The 24,778-nt window shown below is 70.5% G+C and carries 22 protein-coding genes; 10 read left to right on the top strand and 12 right to left on the bottom strand.

The annotated features are described in order from the left end of the window. Window positions 1–63: 63 nt before the first annotated feature. The 5 genes from SLAV_RS19125 to dnaA all read right to left on the bottom strand — a co-directional run bounded on the left by SLAV_RS19125 (window position 64) and on the right by dnaA (window position 6,622). Window positions 64–597, bottom strand: a complete 534-nt coding sequence (locus SLAV_RS19125; protein WP_030225187.1) for a DciA family protein — start codon at window positions 595–597, stop codon at window positions 64–66. After that, complete coding sequence (gene recF / locus SLAV_RS19120) at window positions 594–1,730, bottom strand: DNA replication/repair protein RecF (protein ID WP_030225188.1); 1,137 nt, start codon at window positions 1,728–1,730, stop codon at window positions 594–596. The genes SLAV_RS19125 and recF overlap by 4 nt, the downstream gene beginning before the upstream one ends. An 85-nt stretch (window positions 1,731–1,815) precedes the next feature. Continuing rightward, a complete protein-coding gene (gene gnd / locus SLAV_RS19115; protein WP_030225189.1) occupies window positions 1,816–2,691 on the bottom strand; it encodes a phosphogluconate dehydrogenase (NAD(+)-dependent, decarboxylating) in 876 nt (291 codons plus the stop codon). 176 nt (window positions 2,692–2,867) lie between these two features. Then, the gene (gene dnaN, locus SLAV_RS19110; protein ID WP_030225190.1) at window positions 2,868–3,998 is read right to left on the bottom strand and encodes a DNA polymerase III subunit beta; all 1,131 of its coding nucleotides are present in this window, start codon (window positions 3,996–3,998) and stop codon (window positions 2,868–2,870) included. A gap of 875 nt (window positions 3,999–4,873) precedes the next feature. Next, window positions 4,874–6,622 carry a chromosomal replication initiator protein DnaA gene (dnaA, locus tag SLAV_RS19100; RefSeq protein WP_030225191.1) on the bottom strand — a complete coding sequence of 583 codons (1,749 nt, stop codon included), beginning with the start codon at window positions 6,620–6,622 and terminating at the stop codon, window positions 4,874–4,876. Between the two features lie 401 nt (window positions 6,623–7,023). On the opposite strand from dnaA, the gene rpmH reads away from it, so the two are divergent. The 9 genes from rpmH to SLAV_RS19055 all read left to right on the top strand — a co-directional run bounded on the left by rpmH (window position 7,024) and on the right by SLAV_RS19055 (window position 13,475). Continuing rightward, complete coding sequence (rpmH, locus tag SLAV_RS19095) at window positions 7,024–7,161, top strand: 50S ribosomal protein L34 (protein ID WP_018547628.1); 138 nt, start codon at window positions 7,024–7,026, stop codon at window positions 7,159–7,161. Window positions 7,162–7,182: 21 nt separating this feature from the next. Then, window positions 7,183–7,557, top strand: a complete 375-nt coding sequence (gene rnpA, locus SLAV_RS19090; protein WP_078950076.1) for a ribonuclease P protein component — start codon at window positions 7,183–7,185, stop codon at window positions 7,555–7,557. Then, window positions 7,554–7,835 (top strand): membrane protein insertion efficiency factor YidD, encoded by a 282-nt coding sequence (yidD, locus tag SLAV_RS19085; protein ID WP_078950077.1) that lies wholly within the window; start codon window positions 7,554–7,556, stop codon window positions 7,833–7,835. Before rnpA ends, yidD begins: the two co-directional genes overlap by 4 nt. A gap of 3 nt (window positions 7,836–7,838) precedes the next feature. Then, entirely contained in the window at window positions 7,839–8,945 is a 1,107-nt protein-coding gene (gene yidC, locus SLAV_RS19080; protein WP_030225192.1) for a membrane protein insertase YidC, read from the top strand. A 15-nt stretch (window positions 8,946–8,960) separates the two neighbouring features. Beyond that, window positions 8,961–9,473, top strand: coding sequence for a Jag family protein (locus SLAV_RS19075; RefSeq protein ID WP_030225194.1), 513 nt, complete (start codon window positions 8,961–8,963; stop codon window positions 9,471–9,473). Window positions 9,474–9,588: 115 nt separating this feature from the next. Continuing rightward, entirely contained in the window at window positions 9,589–10,305 is a 717-nt protein-coding gene (rsmG, locus tag SLAV_RS19070; RefSeq protein WP_030225196.1) for a 16S rRNA (guanine(527)-N(7))-methyltransferase RsmG, read from the top strand. A 243-nt stretch (window positions 10,306–10,548) separates the two neighbouring features. Then, window positions 10,549–11,676 carry a ParA family protein gene (locus tag SLAV_RS19065; protein WP_078950078.1) on the top strand — a complete coding sequence of 376 codons (1,128 nt, stop codon included), beginning with the start codon at window positions 10,549–10,551 and terminating at the stop codon, window positions 11,674–11,676. Continuing rightward, the gene (locus SLAV_RS19060; protein WP_030225199.1) at window positions 11,673–12,773 is read left to right on the top strand and encodes a ParB/RepB/Spo0J family partition protein; all 1,101 of its coding nucleotides are present in this window, start codon (window positions 11,673–11,675) and stop codon (window positions 12,771–12,773) included. Before SLAV_RS19065 ends, SLAV_RS19060 begins: the two co-directional genes overlap by 4 nt. A gap of 78 nt (window positions 12,774–12,851) precedes the next feature. Then, window positions 12,852–13,475, top strand: a complete 624-nt coding sequence (locus SLAV_RS19055) for a GNAT family N-acetyltransferase (protein ID WP_030225201.1) — start codon at window positions 12,852–12,854, stop codon at window positions 13,473–13,475. A gap of 90 nt (window positions 13,476–13,565) precedes the next feature. On the opposite strand, the gene trxA is transcribed toward SLAV_RS19055, so the two are convergent. The 7 genes from trxA to SLAV_RS19020 all read right to left on the bottom strand — a co-directional run bounded on the left by trxA (window position 13,566) and on the right by SLAV_RS19020 (window position 23,104). Then, entirely contained in the window at window positions 13,566–13,901 is a 336-nt protein-coding gene (gene trxA / locus SLAV_RS19050; RefSeq protein ID WP_030225203.1) for a thioredoxin, read from the bottom strand. 49 nt (window positions 13,902–13,950) lie between these two features. Beyond that, window positions 13,951–14,910 (bottom strand): thioredoxin-disulfide reductase, encoded by a 960-nt coding sequence (gene trxB / locus SLAV_RS19045; protein ID WP_030225204.1) that lies wholly within the window; start codon window positions 14,908–14,910, stop codon window positions 13,951–13,953. 146 nt (window positions 14,911–15,056) lie between these two features. Then, window positions 15,057–16,037: an anti-sigma factor family protein gene (locus tag SLAV_RS19040; RefSeq protein WP_030225206.1), complete on the bottom strand. Its 981-nt coding sequence runs from the start codon at window positions 16,035–16,037 to the stop codon at window positions 15,057–15,059. Next, window positions 16,034–16,744: an RNA polymerase sigma factor SigM gene (gene sigM / locus SLAV_RS19035; RefSeq protein WP_030225208.1), complete on the bottom strand. Its 711-nt coding sequence runs from the start codon at window positions 16,742–16,744 to the stop codon at window positions 16,034–16,036. The genes SLAV_RS19040 and sigM overlap by 4 nt, the downstream gene beginning before the upstream one ends. Before the next feature lie 26 nt (window positions 16,745–16,770). After that, window positions 16,771–18,489, bottom strand: coding sequence for a protein kinase family protein (locus tag SLAV_RS19030; RefSeq protein ID WP_030225210.1), 1,719 nt, complete (start codon window positions 18,487–18,489; stop codon window positions 16,771–16,773). 126 nt (window positions 18,490–18,615) lie between these two features. Next, window positions 18,616–20,790 (bottom strand): murein biosynthesis integral membrane protein MurJ, encoded by a 2,175-nt coding sequence (gene murJ / locus SLAV_RS19025; protein ID WP_030225212.1) that lies wholly within the window; start codon window positions 20,788–20,790, stop codon window positions 18,616–18,618. Between the two features lie 46 nt (window positions 20,791–20,836). Beyond that, the gene (locus SLAV_RS19020) at window positions 20,837–23,104 is read right to left on the bottom strand and encodes a DUF6049 family protein (RefSeq protein ID WP_030225214.1); all 2,268 of its coding nucleotides are present in this window, start codon (window positions 23,102–23,104) and stop codon (window positions 20,837–20,839) included. Window positions 23,105–23,289: 185 nt separating this feature from the next. Here SLAV_RS19020 and SLAV_RS19015 point away from each other — a divergent pair, with 185 nt between their 5' ends. After that, the gene (locus SLAV_RS19015) at window positions 23,290–24,750 is read left to right on the top strand and encodes a CCA tRNA nucleotidyltransferase (protein WP_030225216.1); all 1,461 of its coding nucleotides are present in this window, start codon (window positions 23,290–23,292) and stop codon (window positions 24,748–24,750) included. Window positions 24,751–24,778 lie beyond the last annotated feature (28 nt).

Raw genomic sequence — 24,778 nt, 5'->3', positions numbered from 1 at the left:
GCCGGGCGGCACCGGCACGTGGCCTCGGGGCCGGGCGGGCCGGGGCGGGGCGGGCCGGGGCTGTCAGCCCCAGGTGTCCCCGGGTCCGCTGCTGCCCGGGGCCCGCCAGGGGCCGTGCCGCTTGGGCCGGCCACCGGGACCCTGCACCTTGATCAGCCGGACCGTGCCCTGGCCCAGGTCCGCGTTGAGCCGCGCCACCAGCTGCGGGGCCAGCAGCTTCAGCTGGGCGGCCCAGGCCGAGGAGTCGCACCGTACGAGGAGCTCACGGTCCTCGTAGCGCTCCGGTTCACAGTGCGCGGCGATCTCCGGGCCGACGATCTCCGCCCAGCGCTCCATCACCCCGGCCACCGCGATCGGCATCTCCCAGCCGCGTTCCGTCCGCAGCCGGTCCAGGGCCGCCATCAGCGGCATCGGGTCCCGGCCGTCGGCACGGGCGCCGGAGCGCAGGCCCGGCTGCCGGTGGCGCTGGCGCCCGCTCACCGCGTTCCCTCGGGCGCGGGCCTGCTCGCGCGCGGCGGCCAGCGCCTGCCGCGCCAGGTCCACCCCGGACGGCTCCGGGGTCCTGGGCTTGTCCTGTCCGTTCCCGCCCGTGCTCACAGCCGGGTCACCTCACCGCCGGAGACCGCGAACCGGGTGCCGGTCAGCACCCCCGGAACGTCGTCGTCCACCGCCGCCGTCACCAGGACCTGCTCGCCCGGGGCCACCAGTTCCGCGAGCCGTTCCCGGCGGCGCGCGTCGAGCTCCGCGAAGACGTCGTCCAGGATCAGCACCGGCTCCGCCCCCTCCGAGCGCAGCAGCTCGTACGAGGCCAGGCGCAGCGCCAGTGCGTACGACCAGGACTCGCCGTGGCTGGCATACCCCTTCGCGGGCAGGTCGCCCAGGCGCAGCAGGACGTCGTCCCGGTGCGGTCCGACGAGGGTGACGCCGCGTTCGATCTCCTGCTTGCGCACCTCGGCCAGGGCCGCCAGCAGGACCTCGTAGAGCGCCTCGCGGGTGCGCGCCTCCCCGCTGTCGACCGGTTCCCCGGCCGAGGACCGGTAGGCCAGCCCGAGCGGGCCGCCGCCGGGTGCGAGCTGCTCGTAGGCCTTGTCGGCGAGCGGCAGCAGGGTCGCGATCAGGTCGAGGCGCTGGGCGAGGAGTTCGGCGCCCGCCCGGGCCAGGTGCTGGTCCCACACGTCGAGGGTGGACAGGTCCATGGAGCGGCCGCCGTGCCGGCGCGCCATCGCCGCCGACTTCAGCAGGGTGTTGCGCTGCTTGAGGACCCGTTCGTAGTCGGAGCGGACCGCCGCCAAGCGCGGGGAGCGGGCCGTGACGAGCTCGTCCAGGAAGCGGCGGCGCTCCCCCGGGTCGCCCTTGACCAGGGCCAGGTCCTCGGGGGCGAACAGCACGGTCCGCACGATCCCCAGCACGTCCCGGGGCCTGACCTGCGAGGACCGGTTGATGCGGGCCCGGTTGGCGCGGCCCGGGTTGAGTTCCAGCTCCACGAGCTGCTGGCGTTCGCCCTGGGTGACGGCGGCCCGGACGACGGCCCGGTCCGCGCCCATCCGCACGAGCGGGGCGTCCGAGGAGACCCGGTGGCTGCCCAGGGTCGCCAGGTAGCCGATGGCCTCGACGAGGTTGGTCTTGCCCTGGCCGTTGGGGCCCACGAAAGCGGTGACGCCCGGGGCGAGGGGAACCTCGGCCCGGGCGTACGAGCGGAAGTCGGCCAACGAGAGATGCGAAACGTGCATACGGCGCCGACCTCCCCCGGCTTCCTGCTGCTTGCTCTGTGGTGCTGTCGTGCTGTCGTGCTGTGGAGCGGTGTCGCCCGGTGGGCTACTTCTTCTCGACCGCGTGGCCGCCGAACTGGTTGCGCAGCGCCGCGATCATCTTCATCTGCGGGGAGTCGTCCTGGCGCGAGGCGAAGCGGGCGAACAGCGAGGCGGTGATCGCCGGCAGCGGCACCGCGTTGTCGATCGCGGCCTCGACGGTCCAGCGGCCCTCGCCGGAGTCCTGCGCGAAGCCGCGCAGCTGCTCCAGGTGCTCGTCCTCGTCCAGCGCGTTCACGGCGAGGTCCAGCAGCCAGGAGCGGATGACCGTCCCCTCCTGCCAGGACCGGAACACCTCGCGGACGTCGGTGACCGAGTCCACCTTCTCCAGGAGCTCCCAGCCCTCGGCGTACGCCTGCATCATGGCGTACTCGATGCCGTTGTGGACCATCTTCGCGAAGTGGCCCGCGCCGACCTTGCCGGCGTGCACGGCGCCGAAGTCACCCTCGGGCTTGAGGGCGTCGAAGACCGGCTGGACCGCGGCGACGTGCTTCTCGTCGCCGCCGTACATGAGCGCGTAGCCGTTCTCCAGGCCCCAGACGCCGCCGGAGACACCGCAGTCGACGAAGCCGATGCCCTTGGCCTTCAGCTCCTCGGCGTGCTTCTCGTCGTCGGTCCAGCGCGAGTTGCCGCCGTCGACGACGATGTCGCCGGGCGAGAGCAGCTCCGCCAGCTCGTCGACGGTGGACTGCGTGGCCGCACCGGCGGGGACCATCACCCACACCACGCGGGGGGACTGCAGGCTGTCCACAAGTTCCCGCAGGCTGTGGACATCCGCGAGGTCCGGGTTGCGGTCGTATCCGATGACGGTGTGGCCTGCGCGGCGGATGCGCTCGCGCATGTTGCCGCCCATCTTGCCGAGACCGACGAGACCGAGCTCCATCAGGTGCTTCCTTACGCGTTGTGGCCGTCTTTGGCTGTGCCGGGGCTCCCCGGGTTCGGGGGTGGCCCACCGGATCCGAGCCTACGCCGGGCCGTGGTGCGGGGCCTGCTCCGCACGGCGTCGGGCCCGGTCCCGCAGGCTGCGAGACCGGGCCCGACGTCGGTGTGCGCGGGGTGTCAGCCGGACAGGCGCACCGGCATGATCAGGTACTTGTAGGCCTCGTCGGCCTCCGCGTCCACCGCCGGACGGCCGCTGAGCAGCGCGGGCTTGGTGGACGTGGTGAAGCTGAGCTGGGCCGCGGGGGAGTCGATCGCGCTCAGGCCGTCGAGCAGGAAGGTCGGGTTGAAGGCGATGGAGATGTCGTCGCCCTCCAGCTTCGCGTCGACGCGTTCCACAGCCTGTGCATCGTCGCTGGACCCGGCCTCCAGGATGAGGACGCCCTGCTCGAAGCTGAGGCGGACCGGCGTGTTGCGCTCCGCCACCAGGGCGACGCGCTTGACGGCCTCGACGAAGGGCGCGGTCTCGATCACGGCGATGGAGTTGAACTCCGTCGGGAAGAGGGTGCGGTACTTCGGCAGGTCGCCTTCGAGCAGGCGGGTGGTGGTGCGGCGGCCGGCGCCCTCGAAGCCGATGAGGCCCTCGCCCTGGCCGGAGCCGGAGAGCGCCAGGGTGACGGTGTCGCCGCTGGTCAGGGACTTGGCGGTGTCCAGGAGGGTCTTGGCGGGCACCAGGGCCACGGCCGAGGCGTCCGGGTTCTCCGGCTTCCACAGGAACTCGCGGACCGCGAAGCGGTAGCGGTCGGTGGAGGCCAGGGTGACGCGGTCGCCCTCGATCTCGATGCGGACACCGGTCAGCACGGGCAGCGTGTCGTCGCGGCCGGCGGCGATGGCGACCTGGGCGGCGGCGGAGGCGAAGACCTCGCCGGGCACGGTGCCGGTCGCGGTCGGCATCTGGGGCAGGGCCGGGTACTCCTCCACAGGCAGGGTGTGGAGGGTGAACCGGGAGGAGCCGCAGACCACGGTCGCCCGTACACCGTCTGTGGAAATCTCCACCGGGCGGTTGGGGAGGGCGCGGCAGATGTCGGCGAGGAGCCGGCCGGAGACGAGGACGGTGCCGTCCTCCTCGACGTCCGCCTCGACGGAGACCCGGGCCGAGACCTCGTAGTCGAAGCCGGAGAGGGACAGGGTGCCCTCTTCGGCCTTCAGCAGCAGGCCCGCGAGCACGGGCACCGGCGGCCGGGCCGGGAGGCTGCGTGCAGCCCAGGCCACCGCCTCCGCGAGTACGTCGCGCTCCACCCGGATCTTCACCGGAACCGCCTCCTGCTGTTGCTCGCTCGTCTGCCGGCCTTCGTCGTCGGCTCGTCGATGCCTCGACCGATGCCGGGGACCAGTCTGACGTACGGCGCCGACACTCGTCGCGGCTGGCGGTCAAGTCGGGAGCGAGGCGTCGGGACGGCCGATCGACGAGTTGTGCACAGGGCCTGCTTGAAAACCGAAACCGGCCTAACTCTCCATGGGGGTAGTAGTAGGGCCTGTGGAAACGGTGGATAAGCCCGTTTTCCCAGGTCAGCCCGCGTTTTTTATCCCCACACCCTGTGGGCGGCACCGGTGGACAACACGGTGTCTCTGTGGAGAACGAAAACTTCTGCACAGGCCGTCCCCAGGTGACCCGTACTACTCCACAGCTGTGTCCCCAGCTTTTCCCCAGCGGTCCACACACCAAACGTCGACATCCGTGTGACGGCTTTCACTCGCGACGGTGACCGGGGGTGGCTCGTTGCCGAACAGTGGACAACGGTGTGGAGAACCGCCTGCGTCCTGTGCACAGGACGCAGGAACCTGTGGGTCTCCGGTGGACAGAGGAGTGGATGAGCCTGTGGACGAATTTTCTGTCCACAGGCTGTGGATGATCCTTGCTCACAATTCCACAGGCGGCTGACCTGGCCTGATGGCCCCTCAACCTGCGCTCCTGTGGACAGATTGTGGGCGACGAGAACTGTCCTCAGGCTGTGGACGGAAGAAAGTCGGGGAATCTGTGGATGACTTCCTCGCTGGGGGGCGTATTCGAACAAGGTGGGGGCGCACGGACGACGAAGGGCGCCCCCGGTTCAATCCGGGAGCGCCCTGTCTGGGGGTTTGCCCGGGGTCGCGGAGTCCCCTGACGCCGCTGCCGGGGGCCGGCGTCAGCCGTTCTTGATGCGGTTGGTGAGCTCCGTGACCTGGTTGTAGATGGAGCGGCGTTCGGCCATCAGGGCGCGGATCTTGCGGTCGGCGTGCATGACGGTGGTGTGGTCGCGGCCGCCGAACTGGGCACCGATCTTCGGCAGCGACAGGTCCGTGAGCTCGCGGCACAGGTACATGGCGATCTGCCGGGCGGTGACCAGGACGCGGCTGCGCGAGGAGCCGCACAGGTCGTCCACGGTGAGCCCGAAGTAGTCGGCGGTGGCCGCCATGATGTCGGAGGCGGTGATCTCGGGCGCGCTGTCCTCGCCGCCCGGGATCAGGTTCTTGAGGACGTCCTCCGCCAGTCCCAGGTCGACCGGCTGGCGGTTGAGGCTCGCGAAGGCGGTGACGCGGATCAGCGCCCCCTCCAGCTCGCGGATGTTGCGCGAGATGCGGGAGGCGATGAACTCCAGGACCTCCGGCGGGGCGTTGAGCTGCTCCTGGACCGCCTTCTTGCGCAGGATCGCGATACGGGTCTCCAGCTCGGGCGGCTGGACGTCGGTGATCAGGCCCCACTCGAAGCGGTTGCGGAGCCGGTCCTCCAGGGTGACGAGCTGCTTGGGCGGCCGGTCGGAGGACAGCACGATCTGCTTGTTGGCGTTGTGGAGCGTGTTGAAGGTGTGGAAGAACTCCTCCTGCGTCGACTCCTTGCTCGCGAGGAACTGGATGTCGTCGACCAGCAGGATGTCCATCTCGCGGTAGCGCTTGCGGAAGGCGTCGCCCTTGCCGTCGCGGATGGAGTTGATGAACTCGTTGGTGAACTCCTCCGAGCTCACGTACCGCACCCGCGTGCCCGGGTAGAGGCTGCGCGCGTAGTGCCCGATGGCGTGCAGCAGGTGCGTCTTGCCGAGGCCTGACTCCCCGTAGATGAAGAGGGGGTTGTACGCCTTGGCCGGCGCCTCGGCGACGGCCACCGCGGCCGCGTGCGCGAACCGGTTGGAGGCGCCGATGACGAAGGTGTCGAAGAGGTACTTGGGGTTCAGCCGGGCGGTCGGTTCCAGCGGGCCCGAGGTGGAACCGCCGGACGGGGCCGGCGGGGGCGCGGGCCGGCCGGGGGCCGGGCGCGGGGCGGGCTGCTCGTACTGCTGCTGTTCGTACTTCTGCTGTTCGTACTTCTGGGATTCGTACGGGGACTGCTCGTACTGCTGCTGCTCGTAGGAACCCTGGTCGTAGGAGTTCTGTTCGTAGCCGCCGGGCTCCTGCTGCTGGAGGTAGCCGGGCTGCGGGGAGGCGTAGGGATCGCGCTCGGGGAAACCGCCCAGGCGCGGCTGCTGCCAGCCGTAGTCGTCCTGCTGGCCGCCGCGCGGCCAGGCGCCGGGCTCGGGGCGCTGCTGCTGGTACTCCGGGTAGGCCGGGCGGGCGGTGGGGAGCTGGTCCTCGCCGCCGGGGCCGGTGTGGCCGCCGGGGCGCTGGCCGCCGTACGGCTCGTAGCCCTCGCGCTGGCCCGAAGGCGACGGCGCCGGGGGCGCGGGTTCGCCGGCGGAGTCGTCCACCGTGATCGCGATCCGGATGGGCCGGCCGCACTCGCGGCTGAGGGCGTCGCTGATGAGCGGGGCGAGGCGGCCTTCGAGGACCCGCTTGCCCCATTCGTTGGGGACGGCGAGCAGGGCGGTGTCGGCCACGAGGGCCAGCGGCTGGCACCGCTCCACCCACTGCTTGTCCTTGGGCTCGATGCCCTGCTGACCCTCCCCGAGCAGCTTCTCCAGCACGCGTGGCCACACTGCGGCAAGATCGGCAGGTACGTCAGCCACAGAGCACGCTCTCTCACAGGTCCCGGTCCCACGAATGTGTGGTTCTTTGGGACGGTCGGGACAAAAATCCGGGATCAGGCAACGGTAGTCAGGCCGGTGGGTAGGGTTCAAGTCGTTGTCCACAGCCTGTGCACAGTGTGCGGCAGGGAGGGCTCGGTTTGACCGGATGGCGTAGCCGCGCGTACCGTAACGAGGTCGAGTTGTCGATGGCTGCTGCCGCCTGCCTACCGATGGGCGAAGATCACTGATTGTGATCGTTTAGCGGTGTCCACTCGGGCGAACACGCGAGTTCCTCGTGGGCGCACGGTGACAGCCAGGCGATGTAACGCCACACACGATTCATTCTCTGGAGCCCCCGAGTGAGCAAGCGCACCTTCCAGCCGAACAACCGCCGTCGTGCCAAGACCCACGGCTTCCGTCTGCGGATGCGTACCCGCGCCGGTCGCGCGATCCTCGCGAACCGTCGCAGCAAGGGCCGCGCCGCCCTCTCCGCGTAACAACGCGCAGGTCGTGACGTTGTGCTGTCTCCCGAAAATCGGCTGAGGCGGCGTGAAGACTTCGCGAGCGCGGTACGACGGGGTCGGCGGGCAGGACGCCCGCTCCTCGTCGTCCACCTACGTACCAGCGGTGCAACGGACCCGCACGCGCCGGGGGAGATCGATCCCTCGCCGCGTGCGGGTTTCGTCGTCAGCAAGGCCGTCGGCATAGCGGTCGTCCGCAACCGGGTCAAGCGTCGCCTGCGTCACCTCGTCCGCGACCGGCTGGCGCAGTTGCCCGCAGGTAGCCTGGTGGTGGTGCGGGCCCTGCCCGGAGCGGGTGATGCCGGCGTCGACGAGCTGGCTCGTGACCTGGACGCCGCCTTGGCGCGGCTACTGGGAGGCGTCGCTCGATGAAGTACCCGCTGCTCGCCTTGATCAAGCTGTACCAGTGGACGATCAGTCCGCTGCTCGGGCCGGTGTGCCGCTATTACCCGTCGTGTTCGCACTACGGGTTCACGGCCATCGACCGGCATGGTGCGGTGAAGGGGACGGTTCTGACCGCCTGGCGGATCCTGCGGTGCAATCCGTGGTCCCCGGGTGGTGTGGATCATGTCCCACCCCGGAAACGCCCGCGTTGGCACGAGCAGCTGCGCAGTGCGTTGCGTAGATCTCGCAATGCTCAAGGAGCCTGATTAGTGGACACGATTGCCAGTCTGTTCAGCTTTATCACCACCCCCGTGTCATGGGTCATCGTCCAGTTCCACTCGCTGTACGGCGCGATCTTCGGCCCGGACAGTGGATGGGCCTGGGGCCTGTCCATCGTGTCCCTGGTGGTACTGATCCGTATCTGCCTGATCCCGCTCTTCGTGAAGCAGATCAAGGCGACGCGGGGCATGCAGGCGCTCCAGCCGAAGATGAAGGCGATCCAGGAGCGCTACAAGAACGACAAGCAGCGCCAGTCCGAAGAGATGATGAAGCTGTACAAGGAGACGGGTACCAACCCGCTCTCCTCGTGCCTTCCGATCATCGCGCAGTCGCCGTTCTTCTTCGCGCTGTACCACGTGCTCTCGGCCATCGCCAACGGCCAGACCATCGGCGTGATCAACCAGTCCCTGCTGGAGAGCGCCCGCCAGGCGCACATCTTCGGCGCCCCGCTGGCCGCGAAGTTCACGGACAGCGCCGAGAAGGCCGCCTCGCTGGGCGCCTCGATCACCGACGTGCGCATCGTGACCGCCGTCATGATCGTCCTGATGTCGCTGTCGCAGTTCTACACCCAGCGCCAGCTGATGGCGAAGAACGTCGACCTCTCGGTCAAGACGCCGTTCATGCAGCAGCAGAAGATGCTGATGTACATCTTCCCGCTGATCTTCGCGGTGATGGGCATCAACTTCCCCGTCGGTGTCCTCGTCTACTGGCTGACCACGAACGTGTGGACCATGGGCCAGCAGATGTACGTGATCAACCAGAACCCGACGCCGGGCAGCAAGGCGCAGGACGAGTACCTGACCCGTCTCCTGAAGCACGTCTCCACCCACGGGAACGTCAAGGGCCGGAGCAAGAAGAAGATCGTCGCGGCGATCGTGGCCAAGGGCCCGGACCGCAACGACAACGAGCGCAAGTTCATCACCGCGCTGACGAAGCAGGGCATGGCCGCGCAGGCGGACGGCTCCGTGATGAAGAGTTCCGAAGCCACCGCCGATGCGGACGCGGCGAGCGGCGGTGTCGCCACGAAGCGGCAGCAGCCCAAGCGGCAGACGAAGTCGAAGCGCCAGACGCCCCCCAGCAAGCCCTCCAAGAAGTAAGAAGGAGTCCCTCCCGTGACGGAAGGCACCACCACCGCCGCCGCTGAGAGTGGCGACACCCTGACCCGCCTGGAGCAGGAGGGTGAGATCGCGGCCGACTACCTTGAGGGTCTGCTGGACATCGCGGACCTGGACGGCGACATCGACATGGACGTCGAGGCCGACCGTGCCGCGGTGTCGATCGTGAGCGACTCCGCCGGCCGCGACCTGCAGAAGCTCGTGGGCCGCGACGGTGAGGTCCTGGAGGCTCTGCAGGAGCTGACCCGCCTCGCCGTGCACCGCGAGACCGGGGACCGCAGCCGACTGATGCTGGACATCGCCGGTTTCCGGGCCAAGAAGCGCGAGGAGCTCGCGGCGCTGGGTGCCAAGGCCGCCGAAGACGTGAAGTCCTCGGGCGAGCCGCTGAAGCTGGCGCCGATGACCCCCTTCGAGCGCAAGGTCGTCCACGACGCCGTGGCGGCTGCCGGTCTCAAGAGCGAGTCCGAGGGCGAGGAGCCGCAGCGCTTCGTCGTTGTGCTTCCGGCCTGACCGGAACGTTGTGCGTCGGCCCCGTCTGTGTCGCAGGCGGGGCCGATGTTTGTAAGCCTGACATGTGAACGGCACGGTATTGGCGTGAGCGGTTCTGTACGGAAGGACGGTCCCCGTGACGGAGGCAGCTGAGCTTCCCCCGGCGCCCGAAGAGGCGCGCGCGGTGTTCGGTGAGTTTTTCCCGGAAGCTGTGCGGTATGCGGAGCTGCTGGCGGATGCGGGGGTCAAGCGCGGTCTGATCGGGCCGCGTGAGGTTCCCCGCCTTTGGGAGCGGCACCTGCTGAACTGCGCGGTGCTCTCCGAGGTGGTGCCCCAGGGCGTCACCGTCTGCGACGTGGGTTCCGGGGCCGGTCTGCCCGGCATCCCGCTCGCACTGGTCCGCCGGGACCTGAAGATCACCCTGTTGGAGCCCCTGCTGCGCCGTACGAACTTCCTCCAGGAAGCCGTGGAGCTGCTGGGGCTGGACCACGTCACCGTGGTGCGCGGCCGGGCCGAAGAGGTACTCGGCAAGGTCCAGCCGGTGCACGTGGTCACGGCCCGTGCCGTGGCGCCGCTCGACCGGCTGGCCGGCTGGGGCGTCCCCCTGCTGCGTCCGTACGGGGAGATGCTGGCGCTCAAGGGCGACACAGCCGAGGAGGAGCTGGTGGCGGCGAAGGTCGCGCTGAGCAAGCTCGGTGTGGTGAAGACCTCGGTGCTCCAGGTGGGAGAGGGCGTCGTGGACCCCCTGTCCACGGTGGTCCGGGTGGAGGTCGGAGAAAGCCCCGGTGGGGTGAGGTTCGCGGCCAAGCGGGCTAAGGCCGCCCGGGTGGGACGGGTCCGCCGACGCCGTTGATCTTGTCCCTTTCGGGCTGTTGGGCCCTATAGGTATGGATTTCGGAGTGTCGTAGCGGCCTGAAGACTCCGTCCGGGCATCGTGTTTCACGTGAAACATCGCTCTCTGCTGCACGGAATCATCAGCCGCGGCCGTGCTGCTGCGGCCCCCCGCCCCCGCAAGGGCGCGGGGGGTACGGAGTTGTCCACAACGGTGGATTCATCCACAGGAGTACGGGCCCCGCTGGTTCGCGACCCCGGTGACATGGCAGGCTCTGTTCATCGCGAGCCCACTGCCGAGGAGAGTGACACCGTGCGGTCCGACGCCAACCTTGCGGGGCCGATGGCCGATCCGGTCCCCGGTCCCCGCTCTGAATCCCCGGGCGAGGATGTTTCACGTGAAACATCGCCGTCTTCTGCCGGGGCGAGCCACCTGGCTCCGCCCCTCGTCGACAACGACGACCACGAGGACACCCCCGTCGAACAGGCCGCCCAGCTCGCGGTCGGGACGATCGGCCGGACCGGCGCCGCTCTGCCGCGGCCCGCACAGACCCGGATCATGGTGGTGGCCAACCAGAAGGGCGGCGTCGGCAAGACCACGACGACCGTGAACCTGGCGGCCTCGCTGGCCCTGCACGGCGCCAAGGTCCTGGTGATCGACCTCGACCCGCAGGGCAACGCCTCGACCGCCCTGGGTATCGACCACCACGCGGAAGTGCCCTCCATCTACGACGTGCTCGTGGACAGCAGGCCCCTCCTGGAGGTCGTCCAGCCCGTGGTGGACGTGGAAGGGCTGTTCTGTGCCCCGGCCACGATCGACCTGGCCGGCGCGGAGATCGAGCTGGTCTCCCTGGTGGCCCGCGAAAGCCGCCTCCAGCGGGCCATCCAGGCCTACGAGCAGCCGCTCGACTACATCCTGATCGACTGCCCGCCCTCCCTGGGCCTGCTGACCGTGAACGCCATGGTCGCGGGCGCGGAGGTGCTGATCCCGATCCAGTGCGAGTACTACGCGCTGGAGGGACTGGGGCAGCTGCTGCGCAACGTCGACCTGGTGCGGGCCCATCTGAACCCGAACCTGCACGTCTCGACGATCCTGCTGACCATGTACGACGGCAGGACGCGGCTCGCCTCCCAGGTGGCGGAGGAGGTGCGCACCCACTTCGGCAAGGAGGTGCTGCGCACCAGCATTCCGCGGTCGGTGCGCATCTCGGAGGCCCCGAGCTACGGGCAGACGGTTCTCACGTACGACCCGGGCTCCAGCGGTGCCCTCTCCTATCTGGAGGCGGCGCGGGAGATGGCCCTACGGGGAGCCGGAATCCATTACGACGCCCAGGACGCCCATCCGGGCGCGGGCATGAACAGCACGCAGAGCATGGCGGAGGGGATCCAGTGAGTGAGCGACGTAGGGGTCTGGGACGGGGGCTCGGCGCGCTGATCCCGGCGGCTCCCCAGGAAGCGACGCCCATGGCCGGGGCCGGGGCGACGTCCCCGTCGGCGGTGTCGACTCTGGCGTCCGAGCGGGGCATCGCCGCGGCGAAGATCGCCGTGCCGGCGCAGGAGGTGGCACCTTCGGCGGTCGCCGCCGATGTTTCACGTGAAACATCGGCGGCCGGGGTGCCGGCCCCGGCGAACGCGGAGGCCGACCCGGCAGCGGGGGCGAGGTTCGCTGAGCTTCCGCTGGACGCCATCAAGCCGAATCCGCGTCAGCCGCGTGAGGTCTTCGACGAGGATGCCCTGGCGGAACTGGTGACCTCCATCCAGGAGGTGGGTCTGCTCCAGCCGGTGGTCGTACGGCAGACGGCCCCGGGCCGGTACGAACTGATCATGGGTGAGCGACGCTGGCGTGCCTGCCGTGAGGCGGGGCTGGAGCGGATTCCCTCGATCATCCGGGCCACGGACGACGACAAGCTGCTGCTGGATGCGCTCCTGGAGAACCTCCACCGGGCACAGCTGAACCCCCTGGAGGAGGCGGCCGCGTACGACCAGCTCCTGCAGGACTTCAAGTGCACGCACGACCAGCTGGCGGACCGGATCGGACGCTCGCGTCCCCAGGTCTCGAACACCCTGCGCCTGCTGAGGCTCTCCGGACCCGTTCAGCGCCGGGTGGCCGCGGGGGTCCTGTCGGCGGGGCACGCGCGGGCGTTGCTGTCGGTGGAGGACTCCGAGCAGCAGGACCGTCTCGCACACCGGATCGTCGCCGAGGGCCTGTCGGTGCGTGCGGTCGAGGAGATCGTGACGCTGATGGGCTCCGAGCCGGCGAGCACGGTGAAGCCGAAGGGTCCGCGCGCGGGCACCCGGGTCGCTCCGGCGCTCAGTCAGCTGGCGACCCGCCTCTCGGACCGGTTCGAGACCCGGGTGAAGGTGGACCTGGGGCAGAAGAAGGGCAAGATCACCGTCGAGTTCGCTTCGATGGAGGATCTGGAGCGGATCCTGGGCACCCTGGCGCCGGGCGAGGGCCGGGTACTGGAACAGGGCCTCTCCGGGGAGTAGTCCGTCCGTCTCCGCACCCTGCTCCTTCGGGCGATGTCCACACTCGAAGAAGCAGGGTGCAGTGGTTACCATGCCGTCATGGGTCGTCGGTTGGTACCGCTCACGCTCGACAACCTCCAGGACCTTCCCCGGCGTTGCCGGAGCTGCGTGTTCTGGGAGCTGGATCCCGTCAGCGGGGAAGCCGCCGTGAAGGCGGGCACCCCGGAGCTGGAGAAGGAGGGGTGGATCTCCGCCGTCCTGCTGGACTGGGGGTCCTGCGGCCGGGTGGTCTACGTGGACGAGGTCCCGGTGGGCTTCGTGCTCTACGCACCGCCGGCCTACGTACCGCGTGCCGCCTCGTTCCCGACCAGCCCGGTGTCCTCGGACGCCGTCCAGCTGATCACGGCATGGATCATGCCCGGGTACCAGGGCCAGGGGCTGGGGCGGGTGATGGTGCAGACGGTCGCCAAGGACCTGTTGAGGCGGGGGTTCAAGGCCATCGAGGCCTTCGGTGACGCGCACTGGGAGAGGCCCGCGTGCCTGCTGCCGGCCGACCACCTGCTGGCGGTGGGCTTCAAGACGGTCCGTCCGCATCCTGCCCACCCGAGGCTGCGCCTGGAACTGCGCACGACGCTGTCGTGGAAGGAAGACGTGGAACTGGCCCTGGACCGGCTGCTCGGCGGTGCCCGGGCACGGAAGGAACCGGTGCTGCGTCCGCTGTGACCGCGGGCGGAGGCGCGGAAAGACTCGTCATACGTGAAACGGGGCCACCCCTTCAGGGGTGGCCCCGTTTCACGTGAAACACGGCGCGGGTCAGACGGCCTTGACCTCGACGAAGTCGGAGAGGTCGCGCAGGATCGCGGCCTTCGGCTTGGCACCGACGATGGTCTTGGCGACCTCGCCGCCCTGGTAGACGTTCAGGGTCGGGATGGACATCACGCCGTAGCGGGCGGCCGTCGCCGGGTTCTGGTCGATGTTGAGCTTGACGATCTCGATCTGGTCGCCGTACTCCGCCGCGATGGCCTCCAGGGACGGCGCGATCTGGCGGCACGGGCCGCACCACTCGGCCCAGAAGTCCACCAGGACGGGCTTGTCGCTGGCCAGGACCTCAGCGTCGAAGTCGGCGTCGGTCACGGTCTTGAGAGCCACAGCGGCCTCCTCTTGATACGGGGTGTGGGGTGTGGGGATGGAGCGGGGATCAGACGGTCGCGGTCGCGTGCTCGGCGTCCGCGAGGGCGGCGAGGAACCGCTCGGCGTCGAGAGCGGCGGAGCAGCCGGTGCCGGCCGCCGTGATCGCCTGACGGTAGGTGTGGTCCACGACGTCGCCGGCGCCGAAGACACCCGTGACGTTGGTACGCGTGGAAGGCGCGTCCACCTTGAGGTAGCCCTCGTCGTCCAGGTCGAGCTGGCCGGTGAAGAGCTCGGTGCGCGGGTCGTGGCCGACGGCGATGAAGAGGCCGGTCACGGGCAGCTCGGAGGTCTCACCGGTCTTGGTGTTGCGCAGCGTGAGGCCGGAGAGCTTCTGCTCGCCGTGGATCTCGGCGACCTCGCTGTCCCAGGCGAAGGAGATCTTCGGGTCGGCGAAGGCGCGGTCCTGCATGGCCTTGGAGGCGCGCAGGCTGTCACGGCGGTGGACGATGGTGACCGACTTGGCGAACCGCGAGAGGAAGGTCGCCTCCTCCATCGCGGTGTCGCCGCCGCCGACCACGGCGATGTCCTGGTCCTTGAAGAAGAACCCGTCGCAGGTGGCGCACCAGGAGACACCGCGGCCCGAGAGGGTGTCCTCGTTGGGCAGACCGAGCTTGCGGTGCTGGGAACCGGTGGTGACGATGACGGCCTTGGCGCGGTGCACCGTGCCGGCGGTGTCGGTGACGGTCTTGATCTCCCCGGTGAGGTCCACGGAGACGACGTCGTCCGGGACCAGCTCGGCACCGAAGCGCTCCGCCTGGCCGCGCATGTTGTCCATGAGGTCCGGGCCCATGATCCCGTCCTGGAAGCCGGGGAAGTTCTCGACCTCGGTGGTGTTCATCAGCGCGCCACCGGCGGTGACGGCGCCTTCGAAGACCAGCGGGTTGAGCGAAGCGCGTGCGGTGTACAGGGCGGCCGTGTAACCGGCCGGCCCGGAGCCGATGATGATCACGTTTCGTACGTCGCTCACGGGTTCTTTCCTCGTCTCTGCGGACTTCTGGGTGCCTACCGGGGGCCGGTGCGGACTCTCACCCCACCCAACGGATCCTACGGCGCGAGCATTCCCCTCAGATCCGCCTCGGGCCGTGAACGTGCCCGGTACAGCTCCCGAATCCGTCAGTTACGGGGATAGGTGCTGGTCAGAAGAGGCTTTCCGGGCGCCTGCGCCGGATCGTCGCCGCAGCCGGCGGGTACGAGGTAGGCGTCCGCGAGGGACGGGTCACCCGGATGCGGAAGGACGAGGAGGTAGACGGGCGTGCCCTCGTAGCTGCCGCGCTCCGAGGCGAGCGGGGCCTCGGCACGGCCGGTGGACCGCTGGACGCACGGGGGGACCGGCGCGGTCGCCGGCGCTGCCTGCCGGTCGGAGGGGGCCTGCTCGGGGGAGGTGGTGTCCAGCCCCATCGTCTTGTTGGTCTGCCCCTGGCTCGCCGTGGCGAGGAGCCGCTGGACGTTCCCCCGGAGCCCCTGGGCGGTGTACCCGCCGGTCTCCGCGGACCGGGCGGCGGCGCTGGCCGGTGCGTGGGTGGCGTTGTCGTGGGAGCCGGTGCCGGTGAGGCCGCCGAACAGGTAGAGGCCGAGTACGCAGGCGGCCGCTCCCGTCAGGCCCGCGAGGACGGCGATCCGCCGGCGCGCGCGGCGGCGGCCCGGACCGGTTGGGCCGGACGGGTGACCGGAGGGCCGCAGGGCCCCGGTCCGGCCGGGCGTGGGCGGCGGTGTTTCACGTGAAACACCGCCACCGGCGTCCGGACCGGCCTCGGCCTCGGCCTCGGCCTCGGTTCCGGCGTCGACATCGGCGCGGGGTTCGGGGGCGGGTGTGGCGGCGCGGGAGGCGGTGGCATCGAGGAGCGCCTCGGCGGCCAACGCGGCGTCGATGCGTCCCGCGACGGCGGAGGGCATCCGGGGCGGCCCCGGGAGGGTGCCGAGGAGGGACCGGATCTCGTCGAGGGAGGCACGGACGTCGGCGCAGAGGGCACAGTCGTCGAGGTGCCGGCGCACTTCGGCGGTCCGGGACGGGGAGAGCAGCCCTTCGGTCAGGTCGGAGATCTCGGAGACCTCCGGGTGCCGGATCGTGTCGGCAGTGCCGGTCGTCGGGGTCACGGTCGTCCACCTCCGTCCTTCACAACGTCTGGGTCCGGATCCCTCGGCCCGGAATCCCTGGAATCTGCCGCTGATGGGACGGACGTCCCCGGCGTCCGGTTCCTTCCCCGCTCGGCGGCGGTGTTATCCCCGGCATTCGTGCGCAGATGAGTGAGCATCGGGAGGAGTTTCGCCCGGCCCCGCGCGCACCGGCTCTTCACGGTGCCGGAGGGTACGCCGAGGACCCGGGCGGCCTCCGCTACGGGGTATCCCTGCATGTCGACGAGGACGAGCGCGGCCCGCTGATCGGCCGGGAGGGTGCCGAGGGCGGCCAGGAGCTGGCGGTGGAGGTCCTGGCGCTCCGCGGGGGCCTCGGCGGACTCGTGCGGCTCCAGAAGGCGCTCCAGCCGATCCGTGTCGTCGAGCGGCGAGGTCCGACGGGAGGCTGCCTTGCGGGCGCGGTCGAGGCAGGCGTTGACGGTGATCCGGTGCAGCCAGGTGGTCACGGCGGAGTCGCCGCGGAAGGTGTGCGCGGCCCGGTAGGCGGAGACGAGCGCGTCCTGGACGGCGTCGGCGGCCTCCTCCCGGTCGCCGAGGGTGCGCAGCGCGACGGCCCACAGCCGGTCGCGGTGGCGGCGTACGAGCTCACCGAAGGCGTGGGGGTCACCGTCGACGTGCGACGCCAGGAGTTCCTGGTCGCTGCGGTCGTCGGCCGCGGCTTCGTCCAACGGTGAGCCCCCTCCCCTGGCGTGCGTCAGCCCTTGAACTTCACGTCCGTGATGCCCTGCTTGTAGCCGGCGCTGCTGAAGTCGTCGTAGGGCGCCTTCGGCATGGCGGTGATCCACAGCAGCACGTAGCGCGTCTTGACCGGCTTCTCCGCGCTCAGGTTCACCGTGGTGTCGTTCGTCGTCGTGCCCGCGATCTTCTTCGGTTCCTTGACCGGCTTGGCCGGGTGCATGGAGTCGGTCGCGTACAGCGCCAGCGTGGTGTGGTCCCCCGAGAACCTCAGCCCTATCGAAGCGGCGCTGACCTCTTGCTCGGAACCGAGGTCGTAGATGATCCCGACACCGTCCTTGATCTTGAGCACGGGTCCGTCGACGAAGCTCTTGGTGCGCCAGTAGGTCGAGGAGTCCCCGTCCAGGGTCTTGGAGACGCCGTCCTCGTTCTGCGGGGTGCCGTCGGGGTAGTACTCCGCGGCCCCCTTGATCGAGAGCGGGACGGGGTCCTTCTTCTCCGGGCTGTCGTCCGACTTCTGCTGCTCGGTGTGCGTGGTTTCGCCGGTGCCCTGCTTGCCGCGGTCGAGGAGGGTGTCCGCGAGCTGCCAACTGCCCAGGCCGAGGGCGGCGATCAGGAGGGCGGCGACGCTCCACTTGAGGGCGCGGCCCGTGCGGCTCTGCAGCGGGGGCGGCGGGGGCAGGGGCACCGAGACCGGTGCCGTGGGCATGCCGACGGGGGCCTGGCGGCCGTAGCTGCCCTGCTGGTAGGTGGTCTGCTGGTACTCCGGAGGGGCCGTGAAGGCGGGCTCGGGCGGCCGGATGCGGGGCATCGCGGCCACGGCCTTGGAGAGCTCCTCCGGCGTGGTGCAGGCGGGCTCCTGACGGGACGCGGTGGCGCCGTCGTTGGCGAGGGCGCGCATGGCGAGCTCGCCGAGGCCCCGGTGGACACCGGCGCGGACCTGGTCGGGGGCGAGCAGGCCGACGCCCTTGGGCAGGCCGCGCAGGCCGTAGGCGTCGTCCTCGTACGGCCAGCGCTGGGTGAGGGCGGCGTACAGCAGTGCGCCGATCGCCTCGGTGTCCGCCCGCTGCGGGGTCTCGCTCGTGATGCCGCGCAGGGCGGCGTTCACGGCGAGGCCGCGGATGCGGTACTGGCCGGTGGAGGTGCGCAGTATCGCGCTGGGCGTCAGGCGCAGGTGGGCCAGGCCCTCGCGGTGGGCGGCGGCCATGGCCTGGGAGATCTGGCTGACCAGCTGGTAGGCCTCGTGGGGCTCCAGCGGGCCGGCCGCGAGGAGGGCGGTGAGCTCGGTGGCGTCGGGCAGCCACTCGTGGACGACGTAGACGAGGTCGTTCTCCTCCACGGCGTCGAGGACCTGGACGAACCGGGGGTCGCCGAGCAGGGCGGAGGAGCGGGCGGCGGCCAGTACGGTGCGGGCCCGGGGGTGGTCGGCCGGGAGCAGGTGGACGCCCACGGCGCGGCGGAGCTTCTCGTCCATCGCCCGCCAGCTGCTGAATCCGTCCAGACGGGTGACGCACTCCTCCAGCCGGTAGCGCCTCGCCAGCTTGTGGCCGCTGTGGAGTTCGGGTGCGGCCGTGGCCGCACTTCTGCGTTCGCCGTCCTTCTCGGGCATGGGTCCGTCCGCGGCTCGTCCGTTCTGGGTGTCCACCCCGTCGGCCGTGGCCTTGACCGCGTGTGCGGTCAGCGGCTGCTCGCCGCTGTTGTCGGCCACGTCGACGGCAGCCGTGCTACGTTCCGCCACCGTCGTCCCTGCCTCCCCATCCGTTGCGCGCTGTCGGCCAGTCTGCGAAGCCATGCCAATTGTGCCCACAGTCCGGCGCTCTGCACGACACGCGATCGGGGTCGGTTCCGTCAACGGGTCTTCGCATCAGCGGCCCAGTCGTCCGCGGACCATTCCGACCATGGAGTTGAGCTCTTCGATCCTCATCCGCTTCGCGGCGATCAGGAAGACCGCGCCGAGCGCGATGCCGCCGCCGACCAGGGAGATGAGGGAACCGACGGCTCCGCTGCCCAGCCAGTGGGTGATGCCGTAGGCGACGCCGCCCGCCACCGCGGCGGCCGGCACGCACGCACCGATCAGCCGGGTGTAGGTCCGCATCACGTGGGCGCCGTCGAGGTCGCCGCCGAGACGGGTCTTGAGGCGCCGCCAGGCCACGCCGACGCCGACCACGTAGCCGAGGCCGTACGCGGCGGCCATGCCCACGACCGCCCAGCGGGCGGGCAGTACGAAGTAGGCGAGGACGGAGACACCGGCGTTGACGGCCGCGACGATGACGGTGTTGTAGAAGGGGGTCCGGGTGTCCTCGTAGGCGTAGAACCCGCGCAGGACCACGTACTGGACGGAGTACGGGATCAGGCCGAGGCCGAAGGCCATCAGGACGTAGCCGATGTTCACGGCGTCCTTGCCTGCGCTGGCGTAGAGCAGGGTGGCCATCGGGACGCCGAGCGCGAGGAAGGCGAAGGCGCAGGGCACGATGGCGACGGCCGAGGTGCGCAGACCGTAGGAGATGTCGTCGCGGACCGCGGCGGCGTCACCGTCGTGGGCGGAGCGGGAGATGCGCGGCAGGACCGCCGTCATGACGGAGACGGTGATGATGGCCTGCGGCATCTGCCACAGCAGCAGCGCGTAGTTGTAGGCGGTGATGCCGGTACCGCCGTGGCCCAGCTTCTCGGCGGCTGTGCCGGCCGCGGTGGCGAGCTGGGTGACGACGACGAGGCCGATCTGGTTGGCGAGGACGAAGAAGAACGTCCACTTGGCCAGTCCGGCGGCCTTGCCGAGGCCGTGGCCCTTCCAGTCGAAGCGCAGGCGCGGCTTGAAGCCGGCGTCGCGCAGGTAGGGCAGCATCGCGAGGGACTGGACCGCGAGGCCTAGCAGGGTGCCGATGCCGAGGAGACGGACGCCCTCGGCCGTGATGGTCGCCTCCGAGACGCCGGAGGCGGTGAACCCGCCGAAGGCCCAGATGAAGGCGCCGAAGGTGGCGATGACGACGATGTTGTTGAGGACCGGGGTCCACATCATCGCGCCGAACCGGCCCCGGGCGTTGAGGATCTGACCGAGCACCACGTGGACGCCCATGAAGAACATCGTGGGCAGGCAGTAGTGGGCGAAGGCCACGGCGACGTCGAGGCGCTTCGGATCGCCGGCGATGGTCGGCGACATCATGCGGATGAAGAGCGGGGCCGCGAGGACACAGACGGTGGTGACCGCGCCGAGCAGCGTGATGACGAGGGTGAGCAGGCGGTTGGCGTAGGCCTCGCCGCCGTCCTCGTCGTTCTTCATGGCGCGTACGAGCTGTGGGATGAAGACGGCGTTGAGGGCGCCGCCGCCGACGAGGACGTAGATCATCGTCGGCAGGGTGTTGGCGACCTGGTAGGAGTCGTTGAGGGTGGCGACGCCGATGGCGCCCGCGATGACCAGGGTGCGGGCGAAGCCGGTGATGCGCGAGACGATCGTGCCGGCCGCCATGAGGGCGCTCGACTTCAGCAGGCTGGAGGCCCGCCCGGCGGGCTTGCTCGGCGCGGGGGCCGCTACGGGCGCCTCCTGGGCCGGGGTGCCCGGGGCGGCCTGCTGGTCCCGGTAGAGGTGGGTGAAGGCGTCGGCCGCCGGCTGCTCCTCCGCGGCCTCCGTCATGAGCGAGTCCACCCCGACGAACTGCGTCGTCGTCGCGTGGTCGCCGTACGGCAGGTGGCGGGAGGGGCCGTCGGGCTCGGGCGGCGGGGTCTGGGCCCACACGCGCGGGTCGGGCCCGTGCGAGGGGGCCTGCGGGGCCGCGTAGAGCGGACCGGGCTCCTGGTAGGTGCCCGGCGGCGGCGGGGGGTGCGAGGCCCGGTCGTAGAGGACCTCGGCGACGGGGTCCTGGGCCGACAGGTCCTGCCCCCGGTAGGGGTCGTAGTCGTAGGCGTCCTGGACATACGGGTCGTGGTCCGGCGCGGGCGCGGGCGCGGGAACCTGCCCGGGCACCGGAGCGCCCGGAGCAGTGCCCTGGGGGGGCGTCGGCCCACCAGTGCCCTGCGCGCGGTCACCGTCGTACGGCGCGTTCATCGCAACCCCACCTCATCGTCCCCAGGCCGACCGGCCACGGCATCGCTCAACGGTCCACTGTCTCACTCGTCCCGGACCCCTCGGTGCTTTGCGGTCCGGTGTCCGTGGACACGTCACTCGGCTGCGTGCTCTCCTCGGCGACCGCGCGCGCGGCGACGCGCTTGCGGCTGGCGTACATCTTGATGCCCGCCAGGACCAGGAGGAGCACACCGCCCGCGATGACGAGCATGACGGTGGGAGTGACCTCGGTGGCGTCGACGGTGAACCTGCGTTCCTTGCCGTACGGCACGCCGTCCTTGGTGAAGAGCCGCGCCGTGACCTCGACAGGGCCGCTCGCCGTGGCGTTGGCGGTGAACTTTACCGTCTGGCTGTGGCCCCCCTGGACGCTGACCTCCTGCTCGTCCTCGCCGCCGTCTCCGATGGTCAGACGGGTGGGATTCGCGGACTTCACCCGCAGAACGAGGTTGTGGACGTCCTGGACGAGGCTGTTCTGGACGCTGACCGGGATGGTCGCGCTGTGCCCGGACAGGGTGGCGTCCGACTTGGGGACGACCTTGACCTTGTCCGTGAGCCCGATCAGATACTCCTGGACCTGGTCCCGGTAGGCACGGCCCTCGTCCGGGCGGCCGCGCCAGGAGGTCGACATCTCCCGGTTGGTGGTGTTCCCGAAGGGGATCTCGACGCGGTCCGGCGCGGTGAGGATGACCTTGAAGTGGTCGAGGGTGTTCTGCGTCGTACGGATCTGCTCGAAGGCCGAAACCGGCAGTTCCTGCTTGCTCAGCGCCTCGGGGTACTGGCCCGCGCCGGGTACCTGGGTCGCCGCCCCGGGGTCGGGCTTCGCGGAGGCGGCCGCCTCCAGGTCGGAGGGCTGGGTCCAGCGGGCCGCCTGGAGACCGCGCAGGGCGGTCGCCATCGACTCCGCCTGACTGGCGGTGGGCCGGCGCGGGGGCGCGACCACGTAGCTGCGGGGCTCTTCGCTGTTCTGCAGGTTGAGGGCGAGGCTCTGGGCGAGGAACTGCTGGACGGCCAGCGTGGAGTTCCCGGCGCGGGCCATGTCGCCGTCGAAGGCGGTGGACAGGTCGGCGTCGGCGACGACGGCGGTGGTGCCCGCGCCGATGGGGCGGGCGGCGCTCGGGGTGTAGCCGAGGGCCCCCGTCTCCTGGAGGCTGTCGCTGCGGGTCAGGACGTTGTGCGCGCCGGCCGACGTGGCGACGTTGACGATCGACGGGTCGATGGCCCCGTCCACGGGCCAGGAGAAGTCGGTGGACGGCGTGACGTGCAGCACCGTCTCGACGGCCTGCTTGGCCTTGTCGGTGGCGGGCCGCAGCTGGCCCAGGGTGCCGGAGACGTCCTTGCCGCGGTGGGCGAGCGAGGCGATGTCGGGGTCGGCGAAGGGCAGCGCGACTACCTTCTTGCCCTGGACGGCGGTCTCCAGCGAGCTCAGCCACTGCTCGGCCAGCGCCTTGTTCCTGCCCTGCACCGGCTTGCCGCCGGGGTCGGGGCTGCGGACCCGGTACCCCTTGGCCATGGCGTCGACCGTGGTGAGCAGGTCCGGGTCGATGACCCAGGTGACGGGGAGGTCCTTGCCGAGCGAGACCATCCGCTCCAGGCGGCCGCCGGGCCGCAGCTCGTCGGCGAGGGATTCGTCGAGGAAGACGGGGGTCTGCACCTCGTCCGAGCCGGTCTCGGCGGTGACGTGAGTGGTGGAGACCAGCGGCCACACGTAGGTGAGGGAGGAGCGCTTCGCGGCCGGGTCCGGCTGCCAGGGCAGGAAGGTCCGCTGGATGCCCAGGACCTGCTCGTGCGGACGGCTGTCGGTCGAACCGGACACGGAGACGCCGAGCTGGTACACGCCGTCCGCGCCCAGGTCGAGCTTGTTGACCGGGACCTTGATCGTGAACTGCTGGTCGACCTTCGAGGGCAGGGAGTCGAACTTCACGGCGAAAGCGGAATCGATCTCGCCCGGGTCCACCCCCGGCCGGAAGCCCTTCCGGTCGGCCACCTCGCCGATGGACGAGCGGTCGCCGAGCATGGGTCCGACCCGCAGTCCGACGTGGGCGCCCTTGATCGTCTCGCGGCTGTTGTTGACCACGCTGCCCGAGATGGTGAGCGTGTCGCTCTTGACGGGAGCGCTGGGGGAAACCTCGGTCAGCTGGACGTCCACGGAGCCGTCGGCGGCCTGGGCCGGCGGGGCAGGGGCATAGATCAGGGCGGCCAGCACCGGCGTCCCGGTCAGCAGGACGACCGCCCGCCGCAGCCACCGGCGCCGGGCAGGGGCGGGAGCCGCCCCTTGGATGTCTGCCGCCTCGGCCACGCGCTCGCCCGTCCCTCGAAGTGTCAGTGGTCGTCGTTTCTGCGTCCACGAATGGTAACGAGGTGCGCTGTGCGCGAGTGCCGCGCCTTGCTCCACATGATCGCCACGGGCCGGGGGTACCGGAACGGAGGGGCGCCGGGAAACGGGGAAGCCCCTGCCGGGCGGGCCACGTACCCTTTTCTGTTGTGCCGAACGCCAATGAAGACACCCCCAGTGCCCTGAGTCAGGTGCAGCGCCGCGCGGTCAGCGAACTGCTGCGGGTCGCCCCTGTCGCCGACGAGCTCGGCCGCCGCTTCCAGGAGGCGGGCTTCCGCCTCGCCCTGGTCGGCGGGTCCGTCCGCGACGCGCTGCTCGGGCGTCTCGGCAACGATCTCGACTTCACCACCGATGCCCGCCCCCAGGACGTACTCAAGATCGTCCGGCCGTGGGCCGACTCGGTGTGGGACGTCGGCATCGCCTTCGGCACCGTCGGCGCGCAGAAGGACGGCTTCCAGATCGAGGTGACCACGTACCGCTCGGAGGCGTACGACCGCACCTCGCGCAAGCCCGAGGTCTCCTACGGCGACTCCATCGAGCAGGACCTGGTCCGGCGCGACTTCACCGTCAACGCCATGGCCCTGGCCCTGCCGGAGCAGCAGTTCGTCGACCCGCACGGAGGCCTGGAGGACCTGGCCGCCGGCGTGCTGCGGACCCCGGGCACCCCGGAGGAGTCCTTCTCCGACGATCCGCTGCGCATGCTGCGCGCGGCCCGGTTCGCCGCGCAGCTGGACTTCGAGGTCGCCCCCGAGGTGGTGGCCGCCATGCGCGAGATGTCCGACCGGATCGAGATCGTCTCCGCGGAACGGGTGCAGGGCGAGCTGAACAAGCTGCTGCTGTCCGCACACCCCCGCAAAGGCCTGGGCCTGCTCGTGGACACCGGCCTCGCGGACCGGGTGCTCCCCGAGCTGCCCGCGCTGCGGCTGGAGAGGGACGAGCACCACCGGCACAAGGACGTCTACGACCACTCGCTGATCGTGCTGGAGCAGGCGATCGCGCTGGAGGAGGACGGCCCGGACCTCGTCCTGCGGCTGGCGGCCCTGCTCCACGACATCGGCAAGCCCCGGACCCGGCGCTTCGAGAGCGACGGCCGTGTCTCCTTCCACCACCACGAGGTGGTGGGCGCCAAGATGACCAAGAAGCGCATGACCGCGCTGAAGTACTCCAACGACATGGTCAAGGACGTGTCCCGGCTCGTGGAGCTGCACCTGCGCTTCCACGGCTACGGGGACGGGGAGTGGACGGACTCGGCGGTGCGGCGCTATGTGCGCGACGCGGGCCCGCTGCTGGAGCGGCTGCACAAGCTGACCCGGTCGGACTGCACCACGCGCAACAAGCGCAAGGCCAACGCGCTGTCCCGGACCTACGACGGTCTGGAGGAGCGGATCGCGCAGCTCCAGGAGCAGGAGGAGCTCGACGCGATCCGCCCGGACCTGGACGGCAACGAGATCCAGCGGGTGCTGGAGATCAGCCCGGGGCCGATGGTGGGCAAGGCGTACGCGTTCCTGCTGGAGCTGCGGCTGGAGAACGGCCCGATGGGCCACGACGCCGCCGTGGTGGCCCTCAAGGAGTGGTGGGAGGCCCAGGAGGCCCGGGCCGCCCAGAGCTGATCTGCGGTCCACCGTCCGGGGGCGTCCC

Source organism: Streptomyces lavendulae subsp. lavendulae (assembly GCF_002803845.1).
In the GTDB taxonomy this organism is placed as follows: domain Bacteria; phylum Actinomycetota; class Actinomycetes; order Streptomycetales; family Streptomycetaceae; genus Streptomyces; species Streptomyces lavendulae.
Note: the sequence above shows the minus strand (reverse complement) of the source record. Positions and strands in the feature narration are given on the sequence as shown.

What these genes read in the sequence shown, in the direction of transcription:
- recF (WP_030225188.1), bottom strand. Translation starts at nt 1,730, where the DNA reads ATGCACGTTTCGCATCTCTCGTTGGCCGACTTCCGCTCGTACGCCCGG.
- gnd (WP_030225189.1), bottom strand. Translation starts at nt 2,691, where the DNA reads ATGGAGCTCGGTCTCGTCGGTCTCGGCAAGATGGGCGGCAACATGCGC.
- yidD (WP_078950077.1), top strand. Translation starts at nt 7,554, where the DNA reads ATGAAGTACCCGCTGCTCGCCTTGATCAAGCTGTACCAGTGGACGATC.
- SLAV_RS19065 (WP_078950078.1), top strand. Translation starts at nt 10,549, where the DNA reads ATGGCAGGCTCTGTTCATCGCGAGCCCACTGCCGAGGAGAGTGACACC.
- SLAV_RS19055 (WP_030225201.1), top strand. Translation starts at nt 12,852, where the DNA reads ATGGGTCGTCGGTTGGTACCGCTCACGCTCGACAACCTCCAGGACCTT.
- murJ (WP_030225212.1), bottom strand. Translation starts at nt 20,790, where the DNA reads ATGAACGCGCCGTACGACGGTGACCGCGCGCAGGGCACTGGTGGGCCG.